A 22,333-nucleotide genomic window follows, 5' to 3' on the forward strand; every position below is an offset into this window, starting at 1 on the left:
TGTTTTAAATAAGGAATATCTTTCTCTGTTTTGAATAACAAATATAAAGATTAGAAAGCATAAAAAAATTACATAGTTTTGCTTTATGTTATTTTCTGAAGTTTTAGGGCAAGAACACATTAAAAATCACCTTACAACAAGTGTTGATCAAGGTAGAATTGCACACGCGCAACTTTTTGTTGGACCAGAAGGTTCTGGTACTTTACCTATGGCCATAGCTTATGCACAATACATTTTGTGTAGCAACACTGGTGGTGAAAACACTGGTGGAAATGAATCTTGTAATCTAAAATTCAAGAACGTATCGCATCCCGATTTGCACTTCGCCTTTCCTGTTACCACAAGTGATAAAGTAAAAAGTAAACCTGTTTCTAATTTTTATCTCGAAGAATGGAGACAACTGTTAGACCAGCAACCTTACGGCAACCTTTTTGATTGGTACAAATTATTGGGTGTGGACAACAAGCAAGGGCAAATTGGTGTTGATGAAGCTTTTGAAATTGTAAAGTCCCTTTCACTAAAATCTTATGAAGGCGGTTACAAAGTGATGCTAATTTGGATGGCAGAAAAAATGAATACTGCTGCTGCCAATAAGCTTTTAAAACTTATTGAGGAACCACCTGAAAAAACCATTTTCATTCTCATTGCAGAAGACGAAGAGCAAATTATAAATACCATTCGTTCGCGTTGTCAAATACTAACATTTCCTCCTCTAGCTGAAGAAGCAATTACTGAAGCTTTAGTGAGAAACTATCATATTGAAAATGCGGTTGCCACTAAAATTGCGCATCAAGCTAATGGCAATTACAACAAGGCTTGCGATCTTATTTATCAAGATAGTGAAGATATTCAGTTTGAAAAATGGTTTATTCTTTGGGTACGTTCGGCTTTTAAAGCCAGAGGAAACAAAGCGGCTATTCACGATTTAATTTCTTGGAGCGAAGAAATTGCAAAAACTGGAAGAGAAACACAAAAGAAGTTTTTAGCATTTTGTCTCAATTATTTTAGACAAGCCATGCTTATGAATTACAAAGCTGATTCTTTGGTGTATTTAGAACCAAAATCCGAAGGTTTTAAGCTTGAAAATTTTGCTCCTTTTGTGCATGGCAATAACATTTTGGAAATTAGTGATGAACTTCAAGATGCTATTTATCATATTGAAAGGAATGGGAATTCTAAGATTATCCTAACCGATTTAAGTATAAAACTTACACGTTTACTACATAAAAAAGCCAGCTAATTGCTGGCTTTATTTTTTATTCAAAAGTATAGGACGTTACATTGACTTGCGTTAACCTAAAATAGCCAAAAGCATATTGTTCTGGGTTGGTAGGATTAATACAATTTCCTCTAATTAAAGCAGAATTAGATGAAAACGGATCACCACCACTGTAATACTGTTCTATCAACAACCTCATGTAGTTGTAGTACTGTTCAGAAATACCATAAAGTTCAATATCTACCACATCTCCAGGTTGAAACGCAGCTTCACCATTATCTTCATCATCATCCTTTTCAAAAAAGTCATGAATTTCATTGCCATTCACAAATTCGTCTGAAATATCTTCAAAATAGGGGAACAAATCTCCGTCTTCGTAATAACGAATAAGGTAGTAGTTTTCTTCATCTACAGGATCATCAAAATAGACATTCACTTCTAGTAATTCATCATCAAAACCTCCTTCAATACTTTGCGTAATACTATTGATATCTGAAACTGACATTAACGTTTCGGTAGCTTCATAATTTTCACCATTATAGCTAACGTCTAAACGGTAGGTGTCTCCAATAACTGGAACAAAATTATCTATAGTATAATTACCATCATTTTCATCCACAAAATTGAATATGGCACCAGTATTTGTATTAGTAACTGTAACCGTTGCTCCGCTAACGCTAGTGTCTTCCTCTGTACTAAAATATGGAGATGACATGCTCAATTTTATGGTTTGTGCATTGCCAGCTGTTCCTTTTTCCCAATCTAAAGATGCTTCTATCACCAAACGTGGTTCGGCATTATTTACATCAACATCGATGACATCTTCGCATGATGAGAAAACAATTAATGCAATTACTAGTAAGCTTTTTATATAGTTTTTCATGATGCTAAAATTTAAAGTTATAGGTTACCGAAGGAATGATTCCGAAAATTGAAATTCGAGTGGCTTCGTTTAATCCTGTTTGATTGTTTTGGTTGAAACTTATCGAAGCAGCATTTCTTCGATTATACAAGTTATAAATACCAAAAACCCACTCGCCTTTCCATCGTTTGTCATTGTCTTTGTTTGGCGAATACGTTGCCGAAACATCTAATCTGTGATATGCTGGCAATCGGTCTTCGTTTCGGTTAGAATATGTTGCAATAGACAAGCCTTCGTAAGTATATTGTCCGTTAGGATACGTTACAGGACGACCCGTTTGGAACACAAAATTTGAACCAAACCTCCACTTATCATTGAGTTTGTAAGATCCTGTTAAGGAAATATCGTGTGTGCGGTCGTAAGGTGTATTGTACCAATCGCCATTATTGATTCCTGGTCCGCCAGCATTTCCTCCTAAAGCACGTTGCTCGGACTTTGATAAGGTATATGCTAACCAACCTGTAAAATTACCTTTGTTTTTTCGAAATAAAACCTCTAAACCATAAGCTCTAGCTTCTCCGTTTAATATTTCGGTTTCAATATTGTTATTTCCTATTAAATCTGAACCATCAATGTAATCTATACGATTATCGACTGTTTTATAATAGGTTTCGAGCTCTAAAGTATATTCATTGTCCTTAAGATTTCTGTAATATCCTAAAGCAAATTGATTGGATATTTGAGGCTTTATATACTGTCCACTTGGTGTCCAAACATCTAAAGGTGTTACCGAAGATGTATTAGACAAAAGATGCAAATATTGTGTGGATTTGGTATAACTAGCCTTTATTGAAGAGGCTTCATTAAGCTGATAAGAAACGCCTAATCTTGGTTCAAAATTTCCAAAGGTTTTGATGCTTTCGCTTTTGTTGTAATAGGTTTCGCTTTCTGCTTCTCCACGCTCGTAAATGCCTAAATCGCTATTATAAATTACAGGTTGGTTGTTGACATATGTCGTCATGCTTTGCCCACCCAATCTTGAAAATGCACTGTAACGCAAACCATAATTGAAAGCTAGTTTTTCAGAAATTTGATGCTCTGCACTTATGTAAGCTGCTCCTTCAAAAGCCCGCTTTTCGTCTAACTTTAAATAGTTAATTGCAGATGTTTCAGAAGATGGTCTTACTTCACCAGGATTAAGGTTATAAGTTAAACCGCTAATTCCAAAATCTAGCGTAAGATCATTGTTTACGTAGTAGCCTAAATCATATTTTACATTGAAATTGGTAATGTCTGCATTCCAATCTAATTCAATAAAATCTAGTAAAATTCGATAATCGTATTTGCTGTAGATGAAAGATAGATTGGAAAATAACTTGTCGTTAAACACATGGTTCCAGCGTAAGTTTCCTGTCGCATTTCCGTAGTTGTTTTCTATTATTTTAGATAGGTTGAAAATATCTCGACCAAAATAACCTGACAAATACAAACGGTTATTTTTATTGATTTCGTAATTGGTCTTCAGGTTAAGATCGTAAAAAGAAATTTTATCGTCTTTAACATCTTCAATAAGCGGCATAAACAAATGTGCATAAGAGGCTCTACCAGCTATTAAAAAAGAACCCTTATCATTAAAAATTGGTGATTCTGCAGTCAATCTACTTGAAATTAAACCAACACCACCAGTCAATCCAAATTGCTTACTGTTACCATCTTTTTGTCTAACATCGAGCACAGAAGACACTCTACCTCCATATTTTGCCGGAATATCTCCTTTATACAACTTAATGTTTTTAATAGCATCTGCATTGAATACTGAGAAAAACCCAAAGAAATGTGATGTGTTATAAATTATAGCTTCATCCAAAAGCACCAAGTTTTGGTCTGCAGCTCCTCCTCTAACATGAAAACCAGCAGAACCTTCGCCATTGTTAGTAACTCCAGGTAGTAACTGAATGGATTTAACAACATCTACCTCGCCTAAAACCGCAGGTATTTCTTTTATTGTTTGCGAATTGAGCTTAGAAACACTCATCTGCGGTTTTCTGATGCTTACAACTTCAGATTCTTCTGCGACGATGACAATTTCATCAAGTGATGTTGTGGATTCTTCGAGTTCAAAATTTAGTTTTTGATCTTTGTTTAAGGTTATTTCTTGTTTTATAGAAGTAAAACCCACGTAAGAAATAACCAAAGTATAAGTACCTTCTGGAGCTGTTAGAGAGAAAAAACCGTATTCGTTTGTAGTTGCGCCATAATTGGTGTCTTTTAAGTAAACGGTTGCGCCCAAAAGCGTTTCACCATTATTAAGGTCTTTAATGGTTCCGCTTATACTGTATTGTTCTTGTGCCTGACACAAAAAGCCCGTAAATAGGAAAATGACTAAACATAAATGTTTCATTAGTGATTGTTCTTTTTTTTGATTGATAAAATTAAGGTTTGAAATGGTATAAAAATTGACTTTTACTTTATGTCTTTGTTAACGCTAATAAATTCCAAATATTTGCGAATTACGCTATGGAGACGCTTATGTGGTGTGAATTGTTACATCTTTTTAATGAAATTTTATTACTTTAATGACCTAACAAACAGTGTATTACAAAAAAAGCCAGATGATACAGTAGACATCTGGCTTTAAATTTCATTGGTATTGCAAAGAATTATTCTTTTGCTTTACTTTCTTCTGTTTTTGTGTCTCCATTAAGAGCCTTAATCACAGCATCAGTTATGTCATTATCTTCTGAACCATACATTACACTACCCGCTTCGTTAGCACCAAGAATAAATGTGTATCCATTCTTTTTACCGTAATCCTTTACAAAAGCTTTTACTTGTTTAACTAAAGTATCTATTTCTTTTTGTCCTTCAACTTGAAGCATTTTTTCTTCATTCCCTAATTGGTAGTCTTGCATTTGCTTTTTCTGACGTAAAGCCTGATACTCTTGCTCTGCTTTAGATTGATTCATTTTTTGAGCCCTAGCTTGAAAATCTTGAGCTTCAATTTGAATAGCTTTATCTAAACTGTCTGCTTTCTTATTAAAAGCATCTATTTTAGTTTGAAACTTGGCCTCAAAATCTTTTTTCTTGTTAAATTCTTTTACAACCTTGGCATTATCTACAAAAGCTATTTTGTCTTGTTCTTGACAAGATGAAAACGCAAATAATGTCGTTAGGGCAACTATTATTTTCTTCATTATAATTTCTATTTTATTTTTTGCAAATGTATAAAAGTTAGTGTGTGATTTTCTTTAATTTTTTAATATTGATAAATTCTATAATTTATTTTAATTAGGATTATCAAAACCTATTGAAAACAAGCCTAAATAAAGCGCTCTAAGAGACTTTTTATTTTCTTGCTTGTCATTTAGTGTTTAGCGGCACAAAACCTTATTAAGGGTTTTTATTTAAAGAAATACTACTTTTTAAGACATAAATATGAGAAGAATACTCCTTAGTGCGCTTTCCTTTGAGATTTGAGCGCCATCCAATCCAAAATGCTTTAATGGGATTCATAAAACCAGATTTGTATTTTTCTGAAAGTAAGCTCACATAATAAGCATCAAATTTCATTGGTAAGATTTTTACCAATTTTAATTGTTCCTCGTGAAACAATTTTTCAATTGCCGTTTTTGAAAAATGCCAAAGGTGTCTCGGTACATCAAAAGCAGCCCAAAAGTTTTTATAATGTTGCGCATCGTAACTTTTAAAGTTTGGCACTGCTATTACCAATGTTCCGTTCGGTTTTAATAAATGTTTAAAAAGTTTAATATGCATTTCTAAATTTGGTAAATGTTCTAAAACATGCCAAAGCGTAATCACATCGAAACTATTTTCTTGTAAAGTTTCTAAATGTTGAATATCGAAAACTGAATCATTGGTTTTAGAATTTGCAATTTTTCTAGCCTTTTCATCAGGCTCTACTCCAACAACATTCCATTTATTTTTTTTTGCGGTTTCTAAAAAATCTCCTGTACCACATCCAATATCTAAAAGTGTTTTTTCTTCAGATTGAAAAGAATTAATCAACTTCAATTTTCGCTTTAAAGAGATCGTTCTGACTAAATGATATACTTTTTCAAACAGATTTCGCTTGGCATCTGTGTGTGAAATGTAGTCTTCGCTTTTGTAATATTCTGAAAGTTTTTCGTCTTGAGGTTGCGGAAATGTTTCTAACATATCCAATGCTTCATTATGCAATAATTGAAATTCTTCTCCTGAAACGGAATGGTCTTTTACGGTTAGATATGTTGGTTTGATATTCATTAAATAGATTCTGAAACAAGTCCAGAATGACAAATTATTAATAACGTTCCACGTGGAACATATATATTTTTAATTTTTGAGACTACTTTTTTAGCAGGAATTTTACCTGCCTAAATACACCAATAAAACTGAAATATCATTAGGTGATACTCCGCTAATTCGTGACGCTTGTGAAATGGTTACTGGCTGAATTTCGGTTAACTTTTGCCTTGCTTCCATACTCATAGATTTCAGTTTTGAGTAATCGAAGTTCGATGGGATTTTTACGTTTTCAAGACGGTTTAGCTTATCAGCATTATTCTTTTCCTTTTCTATATAACCAGCATACTTTACTTGGATTTCGGTTTGCTCTATAATCTCAGAATCCAAATTGTTCTCAGAAATATAAGCATCTACAGAAGCTACTTTTCGCATATCTTCAATAGTTATATTTGGTCGCGCATACAACTTAAACATCTTGTCTTGTTGCTTCACTTTTGCAGAATCTTTTGATTCCAAAATCGGATTTATTTCATCTGGTGTTACACTAGTATCTTTAAAAAACTGAACAAAATTTGAAGCTTTAGATTGCTTCTCTTCCATTCGTTTTAATCGCTTTTCGGAAGCTAAACCAAGTTCGTAACCTTTTGGTGTTAATCTAAAATCTGCATTATCTTGTCTTAAAAGCGTTCTATATTCTGCTCGAGACGTAAACATTCTGTATGGCTCTTCTGTACCTTTTGTAATTAAATCGTCTATTAAAACACCGATATAAGCTTCGTCTCTTTTCAAGGTAAATGGATCGCGTTCTTGTACTTTTAAGCTCGCATTTATACCTGCCATTAATCCTTGAGATGCTGCTTCTTCATAACCTGTTGTTCCGTTAATCTGACCAGCAAAGAATAATCCGTCAACCAACTTTGTTTCCAGAGTATGCTTTAACTGTGTAGGTGGAAAATAATCGTATTCTATAGCATAACCAGGCCTAAAAAACTTCACATTTTCAAAACCAGCTACGGAACGCAAAGCATTAAACTGAACATCTTCTGGTAAGGATGTTGAGAAGCCATTCACATAAACTTCAACTGTATTCCATCCTTCTGGCTCGACAAACAATTGATGTCTGTCCTTATCTGCAAATCGATTAATCTTATCTTCTATTGATGGACAATAACGAGGTCCAACACTTTTAATTCTACCATTAAACATTGGTGACCTATCAAACCCTTCACGAAGTAAATCGTGCACTTCAGGACTTGTGTAGGTCATATGACAAGAGCGTTGTTCAGCCAAAGGTTTTGTAACATCTAAATATGAAAACTTCTCTGGATTTTCATCACCAGGTTGTTCAATCATTTTAGAATAATCTAATGACCTGCCATCTACCCTTGGTGGTGTTCCTGTTTTCATTCTACCGGAATCGAAACCAAGTTTAATAAGGTCTTCTGTGATTCCTGTAGCAGCTCTTTCTCCTGCTCTACCTCCACCAAAGTTTTTATCTCCGATATGAATTAAACCATTTAAAAAAGTACCATTTGTAAGCACAACAGTTTTGGCTTTTACTTCAATTCCTAGAGAAGTTTTTACACCAACTATTTTGTGGTTTTCTATAATTAAACCAGACACCATTTCTTGATAAAAATCGAGATTTGGTGTTTGCTCTAACAACAACCTCCAATCTTCAGCAAAACGCATTCTGTCGGATTGCACTCTAGGACTCCACATTGCAGGCCCTTTAGACTTGTTAAGCATCTTGAATTGAATTGCAGAGGTATCGGATACAATTCCACTATAACCACCAAGCGCATCAATTTCTCGCACAATTTGTCCTTTTGCAATTCCACCCATAGCAGGATTACAAGACATCTGTGCTATATTTTGAAGATTCATTGTAATTAACAACGTCTTACTTCCCATATTGGCAGCAGCAGCAGCAGCTTCACTTCCTGCGTGACCTGCACCAACTACAATCACATCGTAAACTTCATTAAACATTGTTGAATATTTTTAATGTTCCACGTGGAACAATTAGAATTTCATTAAAATTAAACGTGCAAAGATACATCGAAAACACAAGACTAAGAACGCGTACTCAAATAGTAGTCTTCTTTAGTACGCATCAACTTAGCATCTTCATCACTCTTGTCTTTATATCCACAGTAATGTAGAATGCCGTGAATCATAACGCGAGCTAATTCATCTTCAAAAGAAACATCAAAATCTTTAGCATTATCTTCTACGCGTTCTACAGAAATGTAAATATCCCCGTGTAGTTCTTTTCCTACTGAATAATCAAAGCTGATAATGTCTGTTAACGTGTCGTGATTTAAAAAATCGACATTGATTTTATGCAAATAATCATCAGAACAAAAGATGTAACTCAATTCTCCTTCTTTACAATTTTCTGAATTGATGGCTTTAGAAATCCACTCGGAAATCTTGGTTTCATTCTCTAATTTAAAATCGGTTTCGTAATTAAAACTAATCATTGCTTTTGAAATATTCTTGAATCTTTTTCTTAAAATGATTCTGCAAAGGTAGTGCTTGTCTGTTTAATATTTCAGTAGTGTTAAAGTATTGTTTTGCGGTTGGGATTTGACTGGGATTATTATTATTGAAATCCTTCTTATTGGTTTCAGATTCACGCTTCGTATCCTGACCTTGCATAAAGGTGGCATTTTCTAATTTTAATAATTGATGTTGTACGTCCATCATCTTTTGAAGCGTTTGATTTGTGAAACCGTAGTTCAATAAATCCAACTCTATATCTTCCATTTGCTTTATCAACTCTCCAGCAGATTCAATCTTTCCCTCTTTAGATAAACGGTCTTCTAGTGCCTGACGTAATTGTTGTTGTTGCTGATATATTTTAAATAATTCTTCATTTTGTTCTTCTCTTCCACCTTCACCATAACCATCATTTTGTTCTTCACCATTACCATCACCATTAGAACCATTTCCGTTTTTTCCACCCTTTCCATTTTCACCTTTGCCGTATTTTCCTTTTTGACCTTCACCACCTTCTTTATTACCCTCTCCATTCTGTTGGCCATTCTTGCCGTTCTCTCCACCTTTGCCTTGTTGTTCTCCAGACTGTCCATTCTCACCACTTTGCCCACTTTGACCTTGATTACCACTCTGTCCTTGCTCACCTTGTTGGCCTTGTTCTCCTTGTTGTTTTCCCTCTCCTTCTTTGCCTTCGCTACCTTCTTGTCCTGGCTTTTCACCTTCGCCTTTTTGCCCTTCTTCACCCTGTTTTCCTTGCTCGTTCTTTTTTACTCCTTCTTCCATTTGCTTATTGAGCTCTTCTTGACTCATAATAATATCTGGAAGTTGTTGGCCTCCTCCACCTCCAGAACCCATAGCGGAATTCATTTGCATCTCCATATTATCTAAAACATCACTCAGAAAGCTCGCCAATTCATTACTCGCTGTAACGACATATTGCTGAGAAGACACTCCTTGATATAAACGGTTTTCAGTCAATTGACCGAGTGCTTTATCTATATTGAAATACACTTCTGTGATTTGCTCATTTACCTTCTCAGAAATCTTTGGCTGACGTAATGACAAGGCAAACAAACTATCATCAATATGCTCAAAGTGCTCTCTTAAATTACTTTGGCTGATGATGTATTTACCGTATTTGTTGTTGTTGATATCAATACTCTCAAAAGTATTCATCAGTTCTTCTTGATCGAAAGAAAACAATAAAAGATTCTCAAGAATTTGACGCAAAGCATCAGCATCTTCAGAAGCTTGGTCGCCTCCACCTCCGCCACCACCTGACATCATTTGCATCATCTGCTCACTCATCTGCTTCATCTTTTTAGCAGCTTTTTTCTGCTTTTCCTGAGCGTTTTGCTGCTGTTCTTGTGCTTCGCTAGGTTTACCCTCGCTTTCTTTCTCTTCCTTCTTCTCAAGCGCTTCTTTAGCTTCCTTTTGGTCAAACTTTACACCATCTTCTAAAAACTCATCTACAGGAACATTCATCGGTTTTTGCAAACGTCTGTCCTCTTGTTTTAAATCTTCTATATCTTTTTGAAGCTTTTCGAATTCTTTATTTAATTCGTCTTGCTTTTCTTTGGTGTTCTCTTTGTCTTTGTTGGAAAGTGCTTCCTGCTTCTTCGCTAAATCGTCTAACTGATTGGCAATTTTTTCAGCCTTTTTCATTACATAAAAACGCTTGGTCAACTCTAAGAGTTGTTTCATACTGCGTTTTTTGTTTTTGTTTTGTTTGGCTAATTCTTCAAGCTTTTGGGTAAACTCTTCTTTGTTGATTTTATCCTTCAGCTTTTCTAATTCTTCAAGCAACTTTTCATCTTGCTTTAGCTTTTCTTCGTTCTCTTTAAGACGCTCTTTTAAATCTTCTTTAAATTGATCTTCTTTCTTTTCTTCCTGAAATTCTTCTAAATTATCCTGTAGCTTTTTGTTGAAATTCTTCATCAACTGCTCTTGCTGTTTTTGACGTTTTAAGAAATCTTCAAATTTCTTTTTATCGTTGAAATTAAGTTCTTGCTTTTCCTTTTGGGTTTTAGAAAATTCTTCAAGCTTTTTGTCTTGCTCTTCTAATTTTTCAAACGTTTTGCCAATATCCTTTATCGTTTCATTCTGCTCTTGTAACTGCTTCTGCTCTTCTTCGTCCTTAGTTAATTTTCGGTAGCTAAACACACTACTTTTTGTGCGTTTGTAATTGTGAATAGCATCGTTATCATAAACCTCAAAATACAATTGGTAGCTGACTCCTTCTTCTAAATTGAATTGATTTGGAAACGCACTCACAAACTCACTAAAATTAGATTTGGAAACGCTAATCGGCTCTACCTCTTTCTGAGTTTCATCCTCTGTTGGATAATACACCAAATTCAGTTTTGACAAGCCAAAATCATCACTCGCCTGACCATAGAAATACATACTTTGTTGGTCTAAGGAATCGATTTGCATTTTAATGTTGAGCTCAGGATGCAAATCCTTAACCACAGAAATATTATAAGCCAGATTTTCGTAATCCTTTAAATTCTCGTTACTGGTTGAAATGCTATAATTATAATTTCTGAATAATCGCTTAGTGGCTTCAAAATTGTTATTGTCATTTTTTAAAAACGCTAAGGTATCTTCGGCATAAATATGAACCGCATTTGTGGCTTTAGTCATTGCTTTCCAAGTGACTTTTGTCCCTTCTGGAACAACCGCAGAACCTGTGCTTTTTAATACCTCATCTTGTTTTTGTGTGTACGATGGATAGTCTAACAGCATTTCAAAATTGACCAAGTTTGGTGTGTTTACAACCTGTAACTCATACGATTTTGAATTGACGTCGTTAGCTGATAAACTAAATTCTATATTGTTTTTCGGAAGATTGAACGTGTATTGAAATTCACCTGGCGTAACCTGTTGCAAATAATACGATTGACCGTTGAATTGAATCTGCGCATTCTCTGGAATGACATCTCCTGCGGTTTTTACTTTTAACTTAAAGTCCTTACCTTCAATAGCTTGTAAGTTTTCATTCAGAACAAAAAATTGAAAAGGTGCTGGTGGCTCATAAGCTGTTTTGTAATTGACTACACGCTCGTAACTATCACTAAACCAATCGATCTTTCCTGTGATATAAGACAACAAAATAATGACTACAGGAATAGCCGCATACTTTAAATACTTGGTGTTGGTCTTAAAATTGATTGCCGATTTAAACGGAATGGGTTGCAACTCTTGAGACTTCTGCTCTATGCTTGCCAATAATAAATCGGATTGCTGTGGACTTTGGTTGAGCTGAAGTACATTCAATAGTTTATCATTGACTTCAGGAAAATGATTGCCTATTAATTTTGAAGCGGTTTCATAATCAATACCTTGCCTTAGATTAAATAAATGGGATAACGGAATGGCAATAAACTTTACAAACAACGCGACCTCAACGGCTACAAACACCCAAAACAAAATGGTTCTTGCTGTTGGGTTGAGCCAAAACACATATTCTACAAACAGCGTAATAATGAGGTATAACAAACCAATGGCGAAAAATAAAATTGCGCCTTTTAGCAGTTCATTAGTGTAATATTTTTTAATGAATTGCTGTAGTTTGTTTTTTATGGTTTCAAAATTGCTCATCAATACTATTCTAACTTACTAAACTACAATTTTATTTTAATTGATGATTTCCTAAATTTGGTAAGATTGTGTTAATTTAGAGGGATTAACTGTTAATAATCAGCCTATAAATGAAAGACCTTAAATATTTAGCGGCATTTTCAATACCAATTATGGCTGTTTTGGGACTTAGTTTCCAAGGCTATTGGGTTTGGGCTACACCTGTTTTTGCTTTTGTTTGTATTCCCGTTTTAGAGCTTATTTTTCCCGTAGATACTACTAATCTTCAATCTGAAGATGTAGATAGCAGACTAAAACGTAAGATTTTCGATTGGTTACTTTACCTCAACTTACCCATTGTTTATGGTATTGTGGTTTATGCTTTGATTTTAGTTGCTCATCAACCTTTGGAAATTTATGAGTTTGTTGGACTCATTTTTTCTGTTGGTATTGTTTTAGGCGTTAACGGCATTAATGTTGGTCACGAGTTAGGCCACAGACAACAAACCAACGAACGCTTTTTGGGTAAGGCCTTGCTTCTACCCTCTTTTTATATGCATTTTTATATTGAACATAATTTTGGACATCATCTTCACGCTGCAACACCAGAAGATCCTGCAACCGCAAAATACAATCAAAGTGTGTATTCGTTTTGGTTGACGTCTACGATTAGACAATATTTTAATGCGTGGAACATTCAAAAAAAACTATTGAAGAACAATAAACAATCTTTCTTTTCTTTCAAAAATGATATGTTGTGGTACACTGTTTTTCAACTGTTGTATTTGGCTTCAGTTATACTACTTTTAGGAACTACAGCCTTATTATTTGCTGTTTGCACAGGTGTAGTTGGCTTCATTCTTCTAGAAACTGTCAACTATATTGAACATTATGGATTACTGCGTTTAAAAACTAAGTCTGGTCGTTACGAGCGTGTAAAAGAAATACACTCGTGGAACTCTAATCACGTTATCGGTCGCATTGTGTTATATGAATTAACACGACATAGCGACCATCATTTTAAGTCTTCAAAAAAATATCAAATCTTAGATTGCCACGATGATAGTCCGCAAATGCCATTTGGCTATCCAACTTCAATGGTATTGGCAATGGTACCACCACTTTGGTTTAAGATTATGAATAAGCGTGTGCCGAGAGAGATGGTTGTTTCTTAGACTCGAGAACAAGATGTTATAAAACTAAGTCTTGATTCTTGGTTCTCTAATCTTGTATCTTGAAAGTTATCAAACTATCTTTGCGCGAGATCCTGAAACAAGTTCAGGATGACAAACTATTGAGCGTTTATCAACTATGTCAAAAAAAGTACGTGTGCGCTTTGCGCCTAGTCCAACAGGACCTTTACATATTGGTGGTGTAAGAACTGCTTTATTCAATTATTTATTTGCCAAAAAACACAATGGTGATTTTGTGTTGCGTATCGAAGATACAGACCAAAACCGTTATGTAGAAGGTGCGGAAGATTACATTGTAAAATCTTTAAACTGGTGTGGTATTCCGTTTGATGAAGGTCCAGGTAAAAACGAAAAATTTGGTCCTTACAGACAAAGTGAGCGTAAGCATTTGTATAAGCAATATGCTGATCAATTGATTGCTGAAGGTAAAGCTTACTATGCTTTTGATACTTCTGAAGAGCTTGATGCTCATAGAAAACAACATGAAGCTGAAGGTAAAACCTTTATCTACAACTGGCACAATCGTGAGAAAGGACGTTTGGTAAATTCTTTAGTACTTTCTGAAGAAGAAACCCTAGCAAAGATTGATGCTGGCGATGATTATGTAGTACGTTTTAAATCGCCACAAGATGAAACTTTGCAACTAAAGGATATTATTCGTGGCGATATTTCTATAGATACCAACATACTTGATGATAAGATTTTGTTTAAAAGTGACGGAATGCCAACCTATCATCTTGCTAATATTGTAGATGATCATTTGATGGAAATTACTCACGTTATTCGTGGTGAAGAATGGTTACCTTCTTTAGCATTACACAAATTATTATATGATGCTTTCGGTTGGGAAGCACCAGAATTTGCACATTTACCTTTAATCTTAAAACCAACAGGAAAAGGAAAATTAAGCAAACGTGATGGTGATAAATTAGGGTTTCCTGTATTTCCATTAGCTTGGACAGACGCAAAAACCAACGAAGTTTCCAGAGGTTATAAAGAGGATGGGTATTTCCCTGAAGCTGTTGTGAATTTCTTAGCCTTTTTAGGTTGGAATCCTGGTACAGAGCAAGAGATTTTCAGTTTAGAACAATTGGTGAATGATTTTGATTTAGCAAGAGTTAACAAAGCTGGTGCACGTTTTGATCCTGATAAAACCAAATGGTTTAACCATCATTATATGCAACAGCAATTAGACTTGGAACTGGCAACAGAATTTCAATCAAAAAATATCTTGTTGAAAGATATTGATGTGAATTACATTGCTTTGGTTGTGGGCTTAATTAAAGAACGCGCAACGTTTGTAAGCGATTTTTGGGAATTGAGCCACTTCTTCTTTGTGTCGCCTACTGATTATGACGAGAAAGCATCTAAAAAGGCTTTAAAAGAGGGTACTGATGAGATTTTAAATAAAGTTATTGAATTGGTGAATTCAACCGAAGATTATACGGTAGAAAACCTTCAAAACAATATAAAAGGCTGGATAACTGATAACGAGATTGGCTTCGGAAAAGTGATGATGCCATTACGTTTGGCTCTAGTAGGTGCTTTACAAGGACCAGATGTGTTCGATATTATGTATATGATTGGTAAAGCCGAAACGGTTAAGCGTATTGCCGCTTTGGTAAAGATGATTTAGTTCTGTCATTACGAGGAATGAGGTACGAATGACGTGGTAATCTTTTTATTTTGAGATTGCCACATCACGCTTTTGGTGTGATTCGCAATGACAAACAATTACTAAAACGTAATAATAGCAGTAAAGGCAATCATAGACTGGTTGCCTTTAAATTTGTTATCATTTGTACCAACGTTAAGGTCTTCATCATTTAGTTTGTTCAGCATGTTGGTAAATCCATAAATGTATTGCGCTCGCAGTCTAAACGCACCAAAACCAGCCGACAAACCTACTGCACCATTTACATTAAAGTTTGATATTTTAGAAATATCTTCGGTTAAAAGTGTATCGTAATTAGCAATAATTAACCCTTCTTTTGAGTCGTCTTTAAGCTCTAAATCTCCATTGTATTGCAACATTGGTCCAAGATCTAAAGTTAAATTACTACCTATTAATTTGGCATGAAACAAAAACGATAATTGCGCTGTAAGTAACTTGTATTCTACAAATTCTTCATTAGGATTAGTTAATGAAAAGGCAGCAATATCAATGTTATTTTCAGACAGAAGAATGTTGTAACTTACATTATACCATTTGTGCGGAATATCTACAGAAGCCGATAATCCTCCTATAAAACCATTGTTCTTTTTGGTTACAAAATTATCTGTAATGATATCAAACTGAGTCACTCCTCCTTGTATACCTATTCCATTTTTTATGGCATAGCGTTTATGTTGTGCAAAACTAAGTGTAACAAAAGCCATACTAATGACTACTAATAGAGTGTATTTGAGTTTTTTCATAATTTACAGATGAATTGCAAACAAATATAGTTTAATTTAGTACGAACATTTATTTCTAACTATTACTTAAATAATTATTTATGGATTTTCCTGTTTTTTTGATTCCAATTATCTTTTTTGGACTCGTTATTTTAATTTCTTCATTCTTTATTGTAAAGCAACAAACCGCAGCGGTCATAGAACGTTTTGGACGTTATCAAAGTATTAGACACTCTGGTTTACAGATTAAGATTCCGTTAGTAGATCGTATTGCTGGTAAGTTGAGTTTAAAAATTCAACAGCTCGATGTTATTGTAGAAACCAAAACTTTAGATGATGTATTTGTTCGTTTAAAGATTTCTGTGCAATATATGGTTATAAAAGAAAAAGTATATGAAGCCTTTTATAAACTAGACTATCCGCATGAGCAAATTACAAGTTATGTATTTGATGTGGTGCGTGCTGAAGTACCAAAAATGAAATTAGATGACGTTTTTGTGCGTAAAGATGATATCGCTATTGCTGTAAAAGCTGAATTAAATGACGCTATGGTTGAGTATGGTTACGACATCATTAAAACTTTAGTAACAGACATAGATCCTGATGCACAAGTAAAAGCTGCAATGAACCGTATTAATGCTGCTGAGCGTGAAAAAATCGCTGCACAATTTGAAGGTGATGCACAACGTATTTTAATTGTTGAAAAGGCAAAAGCTGAAGCTGAAAGCAAACGACTACAAGGACAAGGTATCGCAGACCAAAGACGCGAAATTGCTCGTGGTTTAGAGGAGTCTGTAGAAGTGTTGAATGGAGTTGGTATTAACTCTCAAGAAGCATCTGCATTAATCGTTGTAACACAACATTACGATACGCTTCAATCTATTGGTGAAGAAACCAATAGTAACTTAATCTTGTTACCAAATTCACCACAAGCTGGTAGTGATATGTTAAATAACATGGTAGCATCTTTTACAGCAAGTAACCAAATTGGAGAAGCTATGAAAGCCAGCAATAACAAGAAGAAAAAAGACGAATAATCGTGTTTATAAATCAAAAACCCGAAGTTTTCACTTCGGGTTTTTTTATGTTTAAATTTTTTATTTCCAACCACAAAGTATAGCTCCCATAATAGCTAAAGTTAGTACCCAATAGCCAACATTGATTAGGATATACTTCCATCCTTTTCTTTCAAAAAGGGCATTAATTCCTAAAACAGGCAATACAAAAAACAGGGCTCCTATTGCACCATGTAAGGCTCCATGACCATAATTACGATGCATATTGCCAAATTCTGCCATAAAAGTTTTAAATGATTCAGCATCTGGATTTGTAAATGCTAGTTGTGTTGCCGCAACTTGATGAATAACCATCCCATTTACACTAAATGCTAACATAAATGACAATACTAATGTCACTCCAAAAATTACAGCAATATTGCCTGTTTTTATTTTCTCTTCAGTCATTCCTGAAGCTTTCATCCAAGCAGTTCCTAATACATTTGGGTTGTACCAAATAGCACCAATTAATAAAGGTACAACGGCTGAAACCACAATAGCTAAATAATTTAATTCCATACTGATGTTGTTTTAGTTAGTATTTTAAATGTACAAAAAAACCTCTAAGGTTTTACTTTAGAGGTTTTTATGAGATGCTGAAATAAATTCAGTGTTACAATTTTTAACTTATTTCAGAAGCTTCTTTAACCAAAATTTCATTTTTATCTTCTAAGGCTTTTTCAATAAACTCATTAACTGCATCATTACGCTCTAAGCCGTTTTTAAGCATTTCTTTTAACGCAATCATTACAGCGATGCGTGTGCCAGCCTTTTTTACAGCAGTACCAAATAAAGGCTCTAAATCGTCGTAAGATACCTCCTTAGCTAAATCAATAATTTCTGCTTTAGCTTTTGCTTGTTTATCTTCAGGATAATTCGTGTACTTTTTACCTAATTGCTGAATGACGCTTATTGCGGAACGCTTTTGCTGTTGTGGTTGTGGTTTTGCTTGAGTAGCTGCTTGTAGTTTTGGCTTTTGCTTTGCCCAACTATCACGTAAACCAACCGTTTTATTGAACACCAATTTATCTGAGGTAGAATCGTCATCGACATTAAAATACCCTAAACGTTGAAACTGAAACTGCTCTCCTACTTTAGCTTCTGCTAAACTTGGTTCAACATAAGCTTCAATAATATTTAAAGAATTTGGGTTTAAAAATTCCATAAAATCTTTGCCATCATGACTGTCTGGTGCTTCATCCATAAACAATCTATCGTACTCTCTAACCTCAGCAGTTACAGCATGTTTTATAGATACCCAATGTAGTGTTCCTTTTACTTTTTTAGACGTGTCTATATCGTATGTACAGTGAATTTCGGTGATCTTACCATTTTCATCTTTTACTACATCATTTGCTTTAATGATATAAGCATTTTTCAAACGTACTTCACCTCCAAGCTTTAATCTGAAAAACTTACTACTAGCTTCTTCTTTAAAGTCTTCCTTTTCAATATAAATTTCTCTTGAAAACGGCACTTTTCTGAATCCAGCACTATCATCTTCTTGATTATTTTCTGCCTCTAACCATTCTTCTTTATCCTCTGGATAATTGGTGATTACTACTTTTACAGGATCTAAAACCGCCATGACGCGGTTAGCTGTTTTGTTTAAATCCTCACGAATACAAAATTCAAGAAGAGAAACGTCTATCACATTTTCACGTTTAGCAACACCAACTTTTTTAATAAATTCTCTAATAGAATTTGGTGTGTAACCTCTTCTGCGTAATCCAGAAATAGTAGGCATCCTTGGATCATCCCAACCAGAAACCACCTTCTCTTCTACCAACTTAAGTAACTTACGTTTACTCATAATGGTATACGATAGGTTTAAACGTGCAAATTCGCGTTGTTTTGGTGGTAATGGTAACTTGTCCTTAGCATACTCATAAACGTTATCTTTAAACCAATCGTACAGCTTTCTGTGTGGCTTAAATTCTAAAGAACACAAGGAATGTGATATTTGCTCTATATAATCGCTTTCTCCGTGCGTCCAATCGTACATTGGATAAATACACCACTCATCACCTGTTCTGTGATGATGTGCATACATAATACGATACATTATAGGATCTCGCATTAGCATGTTTGGGTCTTGCATGTCTATTTTGGCACGCAACACATGTGTACCAGCAGGAAATTCTCCAGCTTTCATACGTTGGAATAAATCTAAGTTTTCCTCTACACTTCTATCTCTGTATGGACTATTGGTTCCTGGTTGTGTTGGAGTACCTTTTTGCTCTGCCATAGCTTCAGAGGTTTGGCTATCTACATAAGCCTTACCATCTTTAATTAGTTGTACAGCCCAGTTATATAGTTTATCAAAATAGTCTGACGAATAGAGTTCATTTTCCCATTTATATCCTAACCAAGCTATATCGCGCTTAATGGCATCTACATATTCCTGTTCTTCTTTTGCAGGATTTGTATCATCAAATCTTAGATTTACAGGTGCATTGTATTTTTCACCTAATCCAAAACTAATGCCAATGGCTTTTGTATGGCCAATATGCAAGTAACCATTTGGTTCTGGTGGAAAACGAAAACGTAGCTTATCTTTTGGTAAACCGTTTGCTAAATCTTCTTCTATAATATGCTCAATAAAATTGAGTGATTTTGTTTCTTCTGACATTGCAAAAAATTAAAGTGCAAAATTACATAAATTGTAACATTAAAATAGTATTCTCTACTTATAGAATGAACCAAAAAACTTAAATAGAATGAATTACAAATGTCCGAAATGTGATAATACAACTTATGAATTAGGAGAAATGAGAGCAACAGGTGGTACACTCTCTAAAATCTTTGATGTACAGAACAAAAAATTTACTTCTGTAACTTGTAAAAAATGCACATACACAGAATTTTTTAAAGCAAAAACCAGTGCGATGAGTAATATCTTTGACTTTTTTACGAATTAAAGATTCCTGCCTTCTCAAGAATGATAGAAGGTTTATCTTTGCAATATGGGAATAATAAAAGTTGAAAATATTCGTGTTTTTGCCAATCATGGTTGTTTAAAAGAAGAAACCGCTATTGGTAGCGACTATCGTGTAGATGTTGTGGTTAATGCAGATTTATCAAGGTCTGCACAAACCGATGATTTAAGTGATACAGTAGATTATGTGTTTTTAAATAAGGTTGTACGCGAAGAAATGGCAAAACCTTCAAAGCTTCTTGAAACCGTTGCTCAACGCATCATAGATAGGATACTGTATGAAGATAGGCTTGTTACAAAAGTTTCTGTTTCTGTGAGTAAAATTAATCCTCCGATTGGTGGTGACGTAGAAATGGTTACGATTAAACTTTCAGAAAAACGAAAAAAGTAAACCAGTATAGGGTAAAACATTAATAATTTATATATTTGCCCTCGCAATAAGGTGTCGTGGCCGAGTGGCTAGGCAGTGGTCTGCAACACCATCTACAGCGGTTCGAATCCGCTCGACACCTCAAAAAACCTCTGAATTATCAGAGGTTTTTTATTTCTATAATTTAATCCAAAGGATTTACTTTATCTATTTGCTCTTTCCCTTTTTCATAAAGTTCAGGAAATAGTCCTTGGGAAAGCAATAAAATACCAAAGCCTAAAATAACTAAAGCAACTATTTTCTTGGTTTTAAAAATACGTCTTGGAGTAAGCTTGTTTTTTAAACGTTTTGCAGCTGCAATTTTAAACAAATCGCACACAAAATAAGACACTAACATCGTGATTATAAAAACGGTCACACCATTTTCAGATTTTGTTATTGAGGTACCAATAACAATAAAACCTAGCCAACCTAAAAGCACTCCAATATTGATAAAATTGAGTAAAAATCCTTTAATAAATAGTTTTCCGTAGTCCTTTTTTGGAAGTTCAATTCTATGATGTTCCCTAACTATAGACCGAAAGGATTTAGATACTTTTATAAATGAGATTAATCCATAAACTACAAGCAAAACACCTCCAAACACTAGTAATTTAGGGTCGTCTTTAATCTTGTCTAAAAGTGTATCTGTACTCATAAAAATGAGTAGTATAAAAACAATATCTGCTAAAATTACACCAATATCAAATGCAAGTGCACTAGTGAACCCCTTAGTTGCGCTGGTTTCTAATAACACAAAGAAAACAGGACCAATAGTAAAAGCTAAAATTACACCAAAAGGAATGGCTGTTAAGATATCGTCTAACATGTAAACTTGCGGTTTACACAAAAGTAGTAAACTAATTAAGAAATGCTAAATGAAAGCTATTGAGATTTTTAAGATACAGAGATAATAAAAATAAATAAATCTACATTCGTTTTACATTACCACCTAATACTTTGCTTTCGTTAATTTGCTTAGGTTCACCGTAGATGTATACATTTCCTCCAGCTTTTATTCTTACATCTACAAGTTCTGAGGCATTTACATAAGCTTCACCACCAGCATTAACACTAACTTCGGTTTGTTGGGTAGTAAATTTTTCTCCATTAAAAACGCCTCCTGTATAAATGGAAATATCCTGATTTTTTGAGCTTCCCGAAACATTAATTACACCTCCTGTAACGGCTCTAAAATTAGCATAACTAGTTTTAAGTTCAGCAGTAATTTCACTACCTTCTTGGGCTTTCAAATCAATCTCAAATTGCTCTATAGGTTCGGTTACCTCAACATTTGCACCTTCGTTAGCATCTATAACATCTACAGACGTGTAATATAAATTCACTACAATATCATTACCATCATAGCTTTCTTCAAGCTTCATTCTAATTTTTAGCTTACCGTTTTTGTTTATAATCTGAACATCTTCTTTGTTTTCACCTGAAATAATAACTTTATTTACATCTGATCTCAACATCTTAAGATTGATTAAATCATAAACTTTAACAGTAGAAAATTCTCCAATATTTTTCTCAATAGTGTCTTGTGCATTTATAGATAAACCTAAAGTAAATGCTAATAGTAAAAGATAATTCTTCATTTTAATAATTTTAAAAAAGCTACGCGGCTACTTTAACAGCTGTTCCTGTAACAGAAACCATTGCATAATTGTGAGTTGTTAATTCTATCTCAACTTTTATACCAACGACAGCATTTGCATTTAATTTTTTTGCATTTTCTTGTAATTGCTGAAATGCTTTTTCCTTAACAACATCAATACTATCTCTTACAGAATTAAAATACTTAGACATGCTAAATCCCATAGCCAGCTTTTCTTCATTAATAGCAACACCTGTTACTATACCTAAGTAATCAATAATTTTAAAATTTTCTATAGAATTGGTCGTTGTAAGAATCATAATAAATT

At 34.2% G+C, this 22,333-nt stretch carries 19 protein-coding genes and 1 tRNA gene; 7 read left to right on the forward strand and 13 right to left on the reverse strand.

Annotation, left to right across the window (positions count from 1 at the left end; genetic code table 11):
- Positions 1-85 precede the first annotated feature (85 nt).
- Positions 86-1,240 (forward strand): DNA polymerase III subunit, encoded by a 1,155-nt coding sequence (locus tag MST30_RS05620; RefSeq protein WP_243473406.1) that lies wholly within the window; start codon positions 86-88, stop codon positions 1,238-1,240.
- Positions 1,241-1,256: 16 nt separating this feature from the next.
- Here MST30_RS05620 and MST30_RS05625 read toward each other — a convergent pair whose 3' ends face one another.
- From MST30_RS05625 to MST30_RS05655, 7 genes are all read right to left on the reverse strand, one after another.
- Positions 1,257-2,102, reverse strand: coding sequence for a DUF4249 domain-containing protein (locus tag MST30_RS05625; protein WP_243473407.1), 846 nt, complete (start codon positions 2,100-2,102; stop codon positions 1,257-1,259).
- A 4-nt stretch (positions 2,103-2,106) separates the two neighbouring features.
- Positions 2,107-4,482: a TonB-dependent receptor gene (locus MST30_RS05630; protein WP_243473408.1), complete on the reverse strand. Its 2,376-nt coding sequence runs from the start codon at positions 4,480-4,482 to the stop codon at positions 2,107-2,109.
- Between the two features lie 259 nt (positions 4,483-4,741).
- Positions 4,742-5,275 carry an OmpH/Skp family outer membrane protein gene (locus MST30_RS05635; RefSeq protein WP_243473409.1) on the reverse strand — a complete coding sequence of 178 codons (534 nt, stop codon included), beginning with the start codon at positions 5,273-5,275 and terminating at the stop codon, positions 4,742-4,744.
- Positions 5,276-5,471: 196 nt separating this feature from the next.
- Complete coding sequence (locus tag MST30_RS05640; RefSeq protein WP_243473410.1) at positions 5,472-6,344, reverse strand: class I SAM-dependent methyltransferase; 873 nt, start codon at positions 6,342-6,344, stop codon at positions 5,472-5,474.
- A gap of 102 nt (positions 6,345-6,446) precedes the next feature.
- The gene (gene mnmG / locus MST30_RS05645; RefSeq protein ID WP_243473411.1) at positions 6,447-8,318 is read right to left on the reverse strand and encodes a tRNA uridine-5-carboxymethylaminomethyl(34) synthesis enzyme MnmG; all 1,872 of its coding nucleotides are present in this window, start codon (positions 8,316-8,318) and stop codon (positions 6,447-6,449) included.
- 83 nt (positions 8,319-8,401) lie between these two features.
- Positions 8,402-8,812, reverse strand: coding sequence for an rRNA maturation RNase YbeY (gene ybeY, locus MST30_RS05650; protein ID WP_243473412.1), 411 nt, complete (start codon positions 8,810-8,812; stop codon positions 8,402-8,404).
- Positions 8,805-12,434: a succinate dehydrogenase/fumarate reductase transmembrane subunit gene (locus MST30_RS05655; RefSeq protein ID WP_243473413.1), complete on the reverse strand. Its 3,630-nt coding sequence runs from the start codon at positions 12,432-12,434 to the stop codon at positions 8,805-8,807. Before MST30_RS05655 ends, ybeY begins: the two co-directional genes overlap by 8 nt.
- 110 nt (positions 12,435-12,544) lie before the next feature.
- Here MST30_RS05655 and MST30_RS05660 point away from each other — a divergent pair, with 110 nt between their 5' ends.
- Together MST30_RS05660 and gltX are read left to right on the forward strand one after the other, a co-directional pair.
- Positions 12,545-13,588 carry an alkane 1-monooxygenase gene (locus MST30_RS05660; protein ID WP_243473414.1) on the forward strand — a complete coding sequence of 348 codons (1,044 nt, stop codon included), beginning with the start codon at positions 12,545-12,547 and terminating at the stop codon, positions 13,586-13,588.
- 136 nt (positions 13,589-13,724) lie between these two features.
- Positions 13,725-15,242 (forward strand): glutamate--tRNA ligase, encoded by a 1,518-nt coding sequence (gene gltX / locus MST30_RS05665; RefSeq protein WP_243473415.1) that lies wholly within the window; start codon positions 13,725-13,727, stop codon positions 15,240-15,242.
- 101 nt (positions 15,243-15,343) lie between these two features.
- On the opposite strand, the gene MST30_RS05670 is transcribed toward gltX, so the two are convergent.
- Positions 15,344-16,024 carry a hypothetical protein gene (locus tag MST30_RS05670; RefSeq protein ID WP_243473416.1) on the reverse strand — a complete coding sequence of 227 codons (681 nt, stop codon included), beginning with the start codon at positions 16,022-16,024 and terminating at the stop codon, positions 15,344-15,346.
- Between the two features lie 80 nt (positions 16,025-16,104).
- Here MST30_RS05670 and MST30_RS05675 point away from each other — a divergent pair, with 80 nt between their 5' ends.
- Positions 16,105-17,040, forward strand: coding sequence for an SPFH domain-containing protein (locus MST30_RS05675; RefSeq protein WP_243473417.1), 936 nt, complete (start codon positions 16,105-16,107; stop codon positions 17,038-17,040).
- Between the two features lie 60 nt (positions 17,041-17,100).
- On the opposite strand, the gene MST30_RS05680 is transcribed toward MST30_RS05675, so the two are convergent.
- Positions 17,101-17,577, reverse strand: coding sequence for a DUF1761 domain-containing protein (locus tag MST30_RS05680; protein ID WP_243473418.1), 477 nt, complete (start codon positions 17,575-17,577; stop codon positions 17,101-17,103).
- A 103-nt stretch (positions 17,578-17,680) separates the two neighbouring features.
- Entirely contained in the window at positions 17,681-19,690 is a 2,010-nt protein-coding gene (locus MST30_RS05685) for a glutamine--tRNA ligase/YqeY domain fusion protein (protein WP_243473419.1), read from the reverse strand.
- A gap of 88 nt (positions 19,691-19,778) precedes the next feature.
- Here MST30_RS05685 and MST30_RS05690 point away from each other — a divergent pair, with 88 nt between their 5' ends.
- The 3 genes from MST30_RS05690 (at position 19,779) to MST30_RS05700 (ending at position 20,508) form a co-directional block, all read left to right on the forward strand.
- A complete protein-coding gene (locus tag MST30_RS05690; RefSeq protein WP_076619245.1) occupies positions 19,779-19,979 on the forward strand; it encodes a zinc ribbon domain-containing protein in 201 nt (66 codons plus the stop codon).
- A 45-nt stretch (positions 19,980-20,024) separates the two neighbouring features.
- Positions 20,025-20,387, forward strand: coding sequence for a dihydroneopterin aldolase (gene folB, locus MST30_RS05695; RefSeq protein WP_243473420.1), 363 nt, complete (start codon positions 20,025-20,027; stop codon positions 20,385-20,387).
- Positions 20,388-20,437: 50 nt separating this feature from the next.
- Positions 20,438-20,508, forward strand: a tRNA-Cys gene (locus MST30_RS05700).
- A 42-nt stretch (positions 20,509-20,550) separates the two neighbouring features.
- On the opposite strand, the gene MST30_RS05705 is transcribed toward MST30_RS05700, so the two are convergent.
- From MST30_RS05705 to MST30_RS05715, 3 genes are all read right to left on the reverse strand, one after another.
- Positions 20,551-21,234: a LysE family translocator gene (locus MST30_RS05705; protein ID WP_243473421.1), complete on the reverse strand. Its 684-nt coding sequence runs from the start codon at positions 21,232-21,234 to the stop codon at positions 20,551-20,553.
- 100 nt (positions 21,235-21,334) lie between these two features.
- A complete protein-coding gene (locus MST30_RS05710; RefSeq protein ID WP_243473422.1) occupies positions 21,335-22,006 on the reverse strand; it encodes a head GIN domain-containing protein in 672 nt (223 codons plus the stop codon).
- 19 nt (positions 22,007-22,025) lie between these two features.
- Positions 22,026-22,325 (reverse strand): heavy metal-binding domain-containing protein, encoded by a 300-nt coding sequence (locus MST30_RS05715; RefSeq protein WP_243473423.1) that lies wholly within the window; start codon positions 22,323-22,325, stop codon positions 22,026-22,028.
- Positions 22,326-22,333 lie beyond the last annotated feature (8 nt).

Origin of the sequence: Winogradskyella sp. MH6, assembly GCF_022810765.1 — a bacterium.
GTDB lineage: Bacteria > Bacteroidota > Bacteroidia > Flavobacteriales > Flavobacteriaceae > Winogradskyella.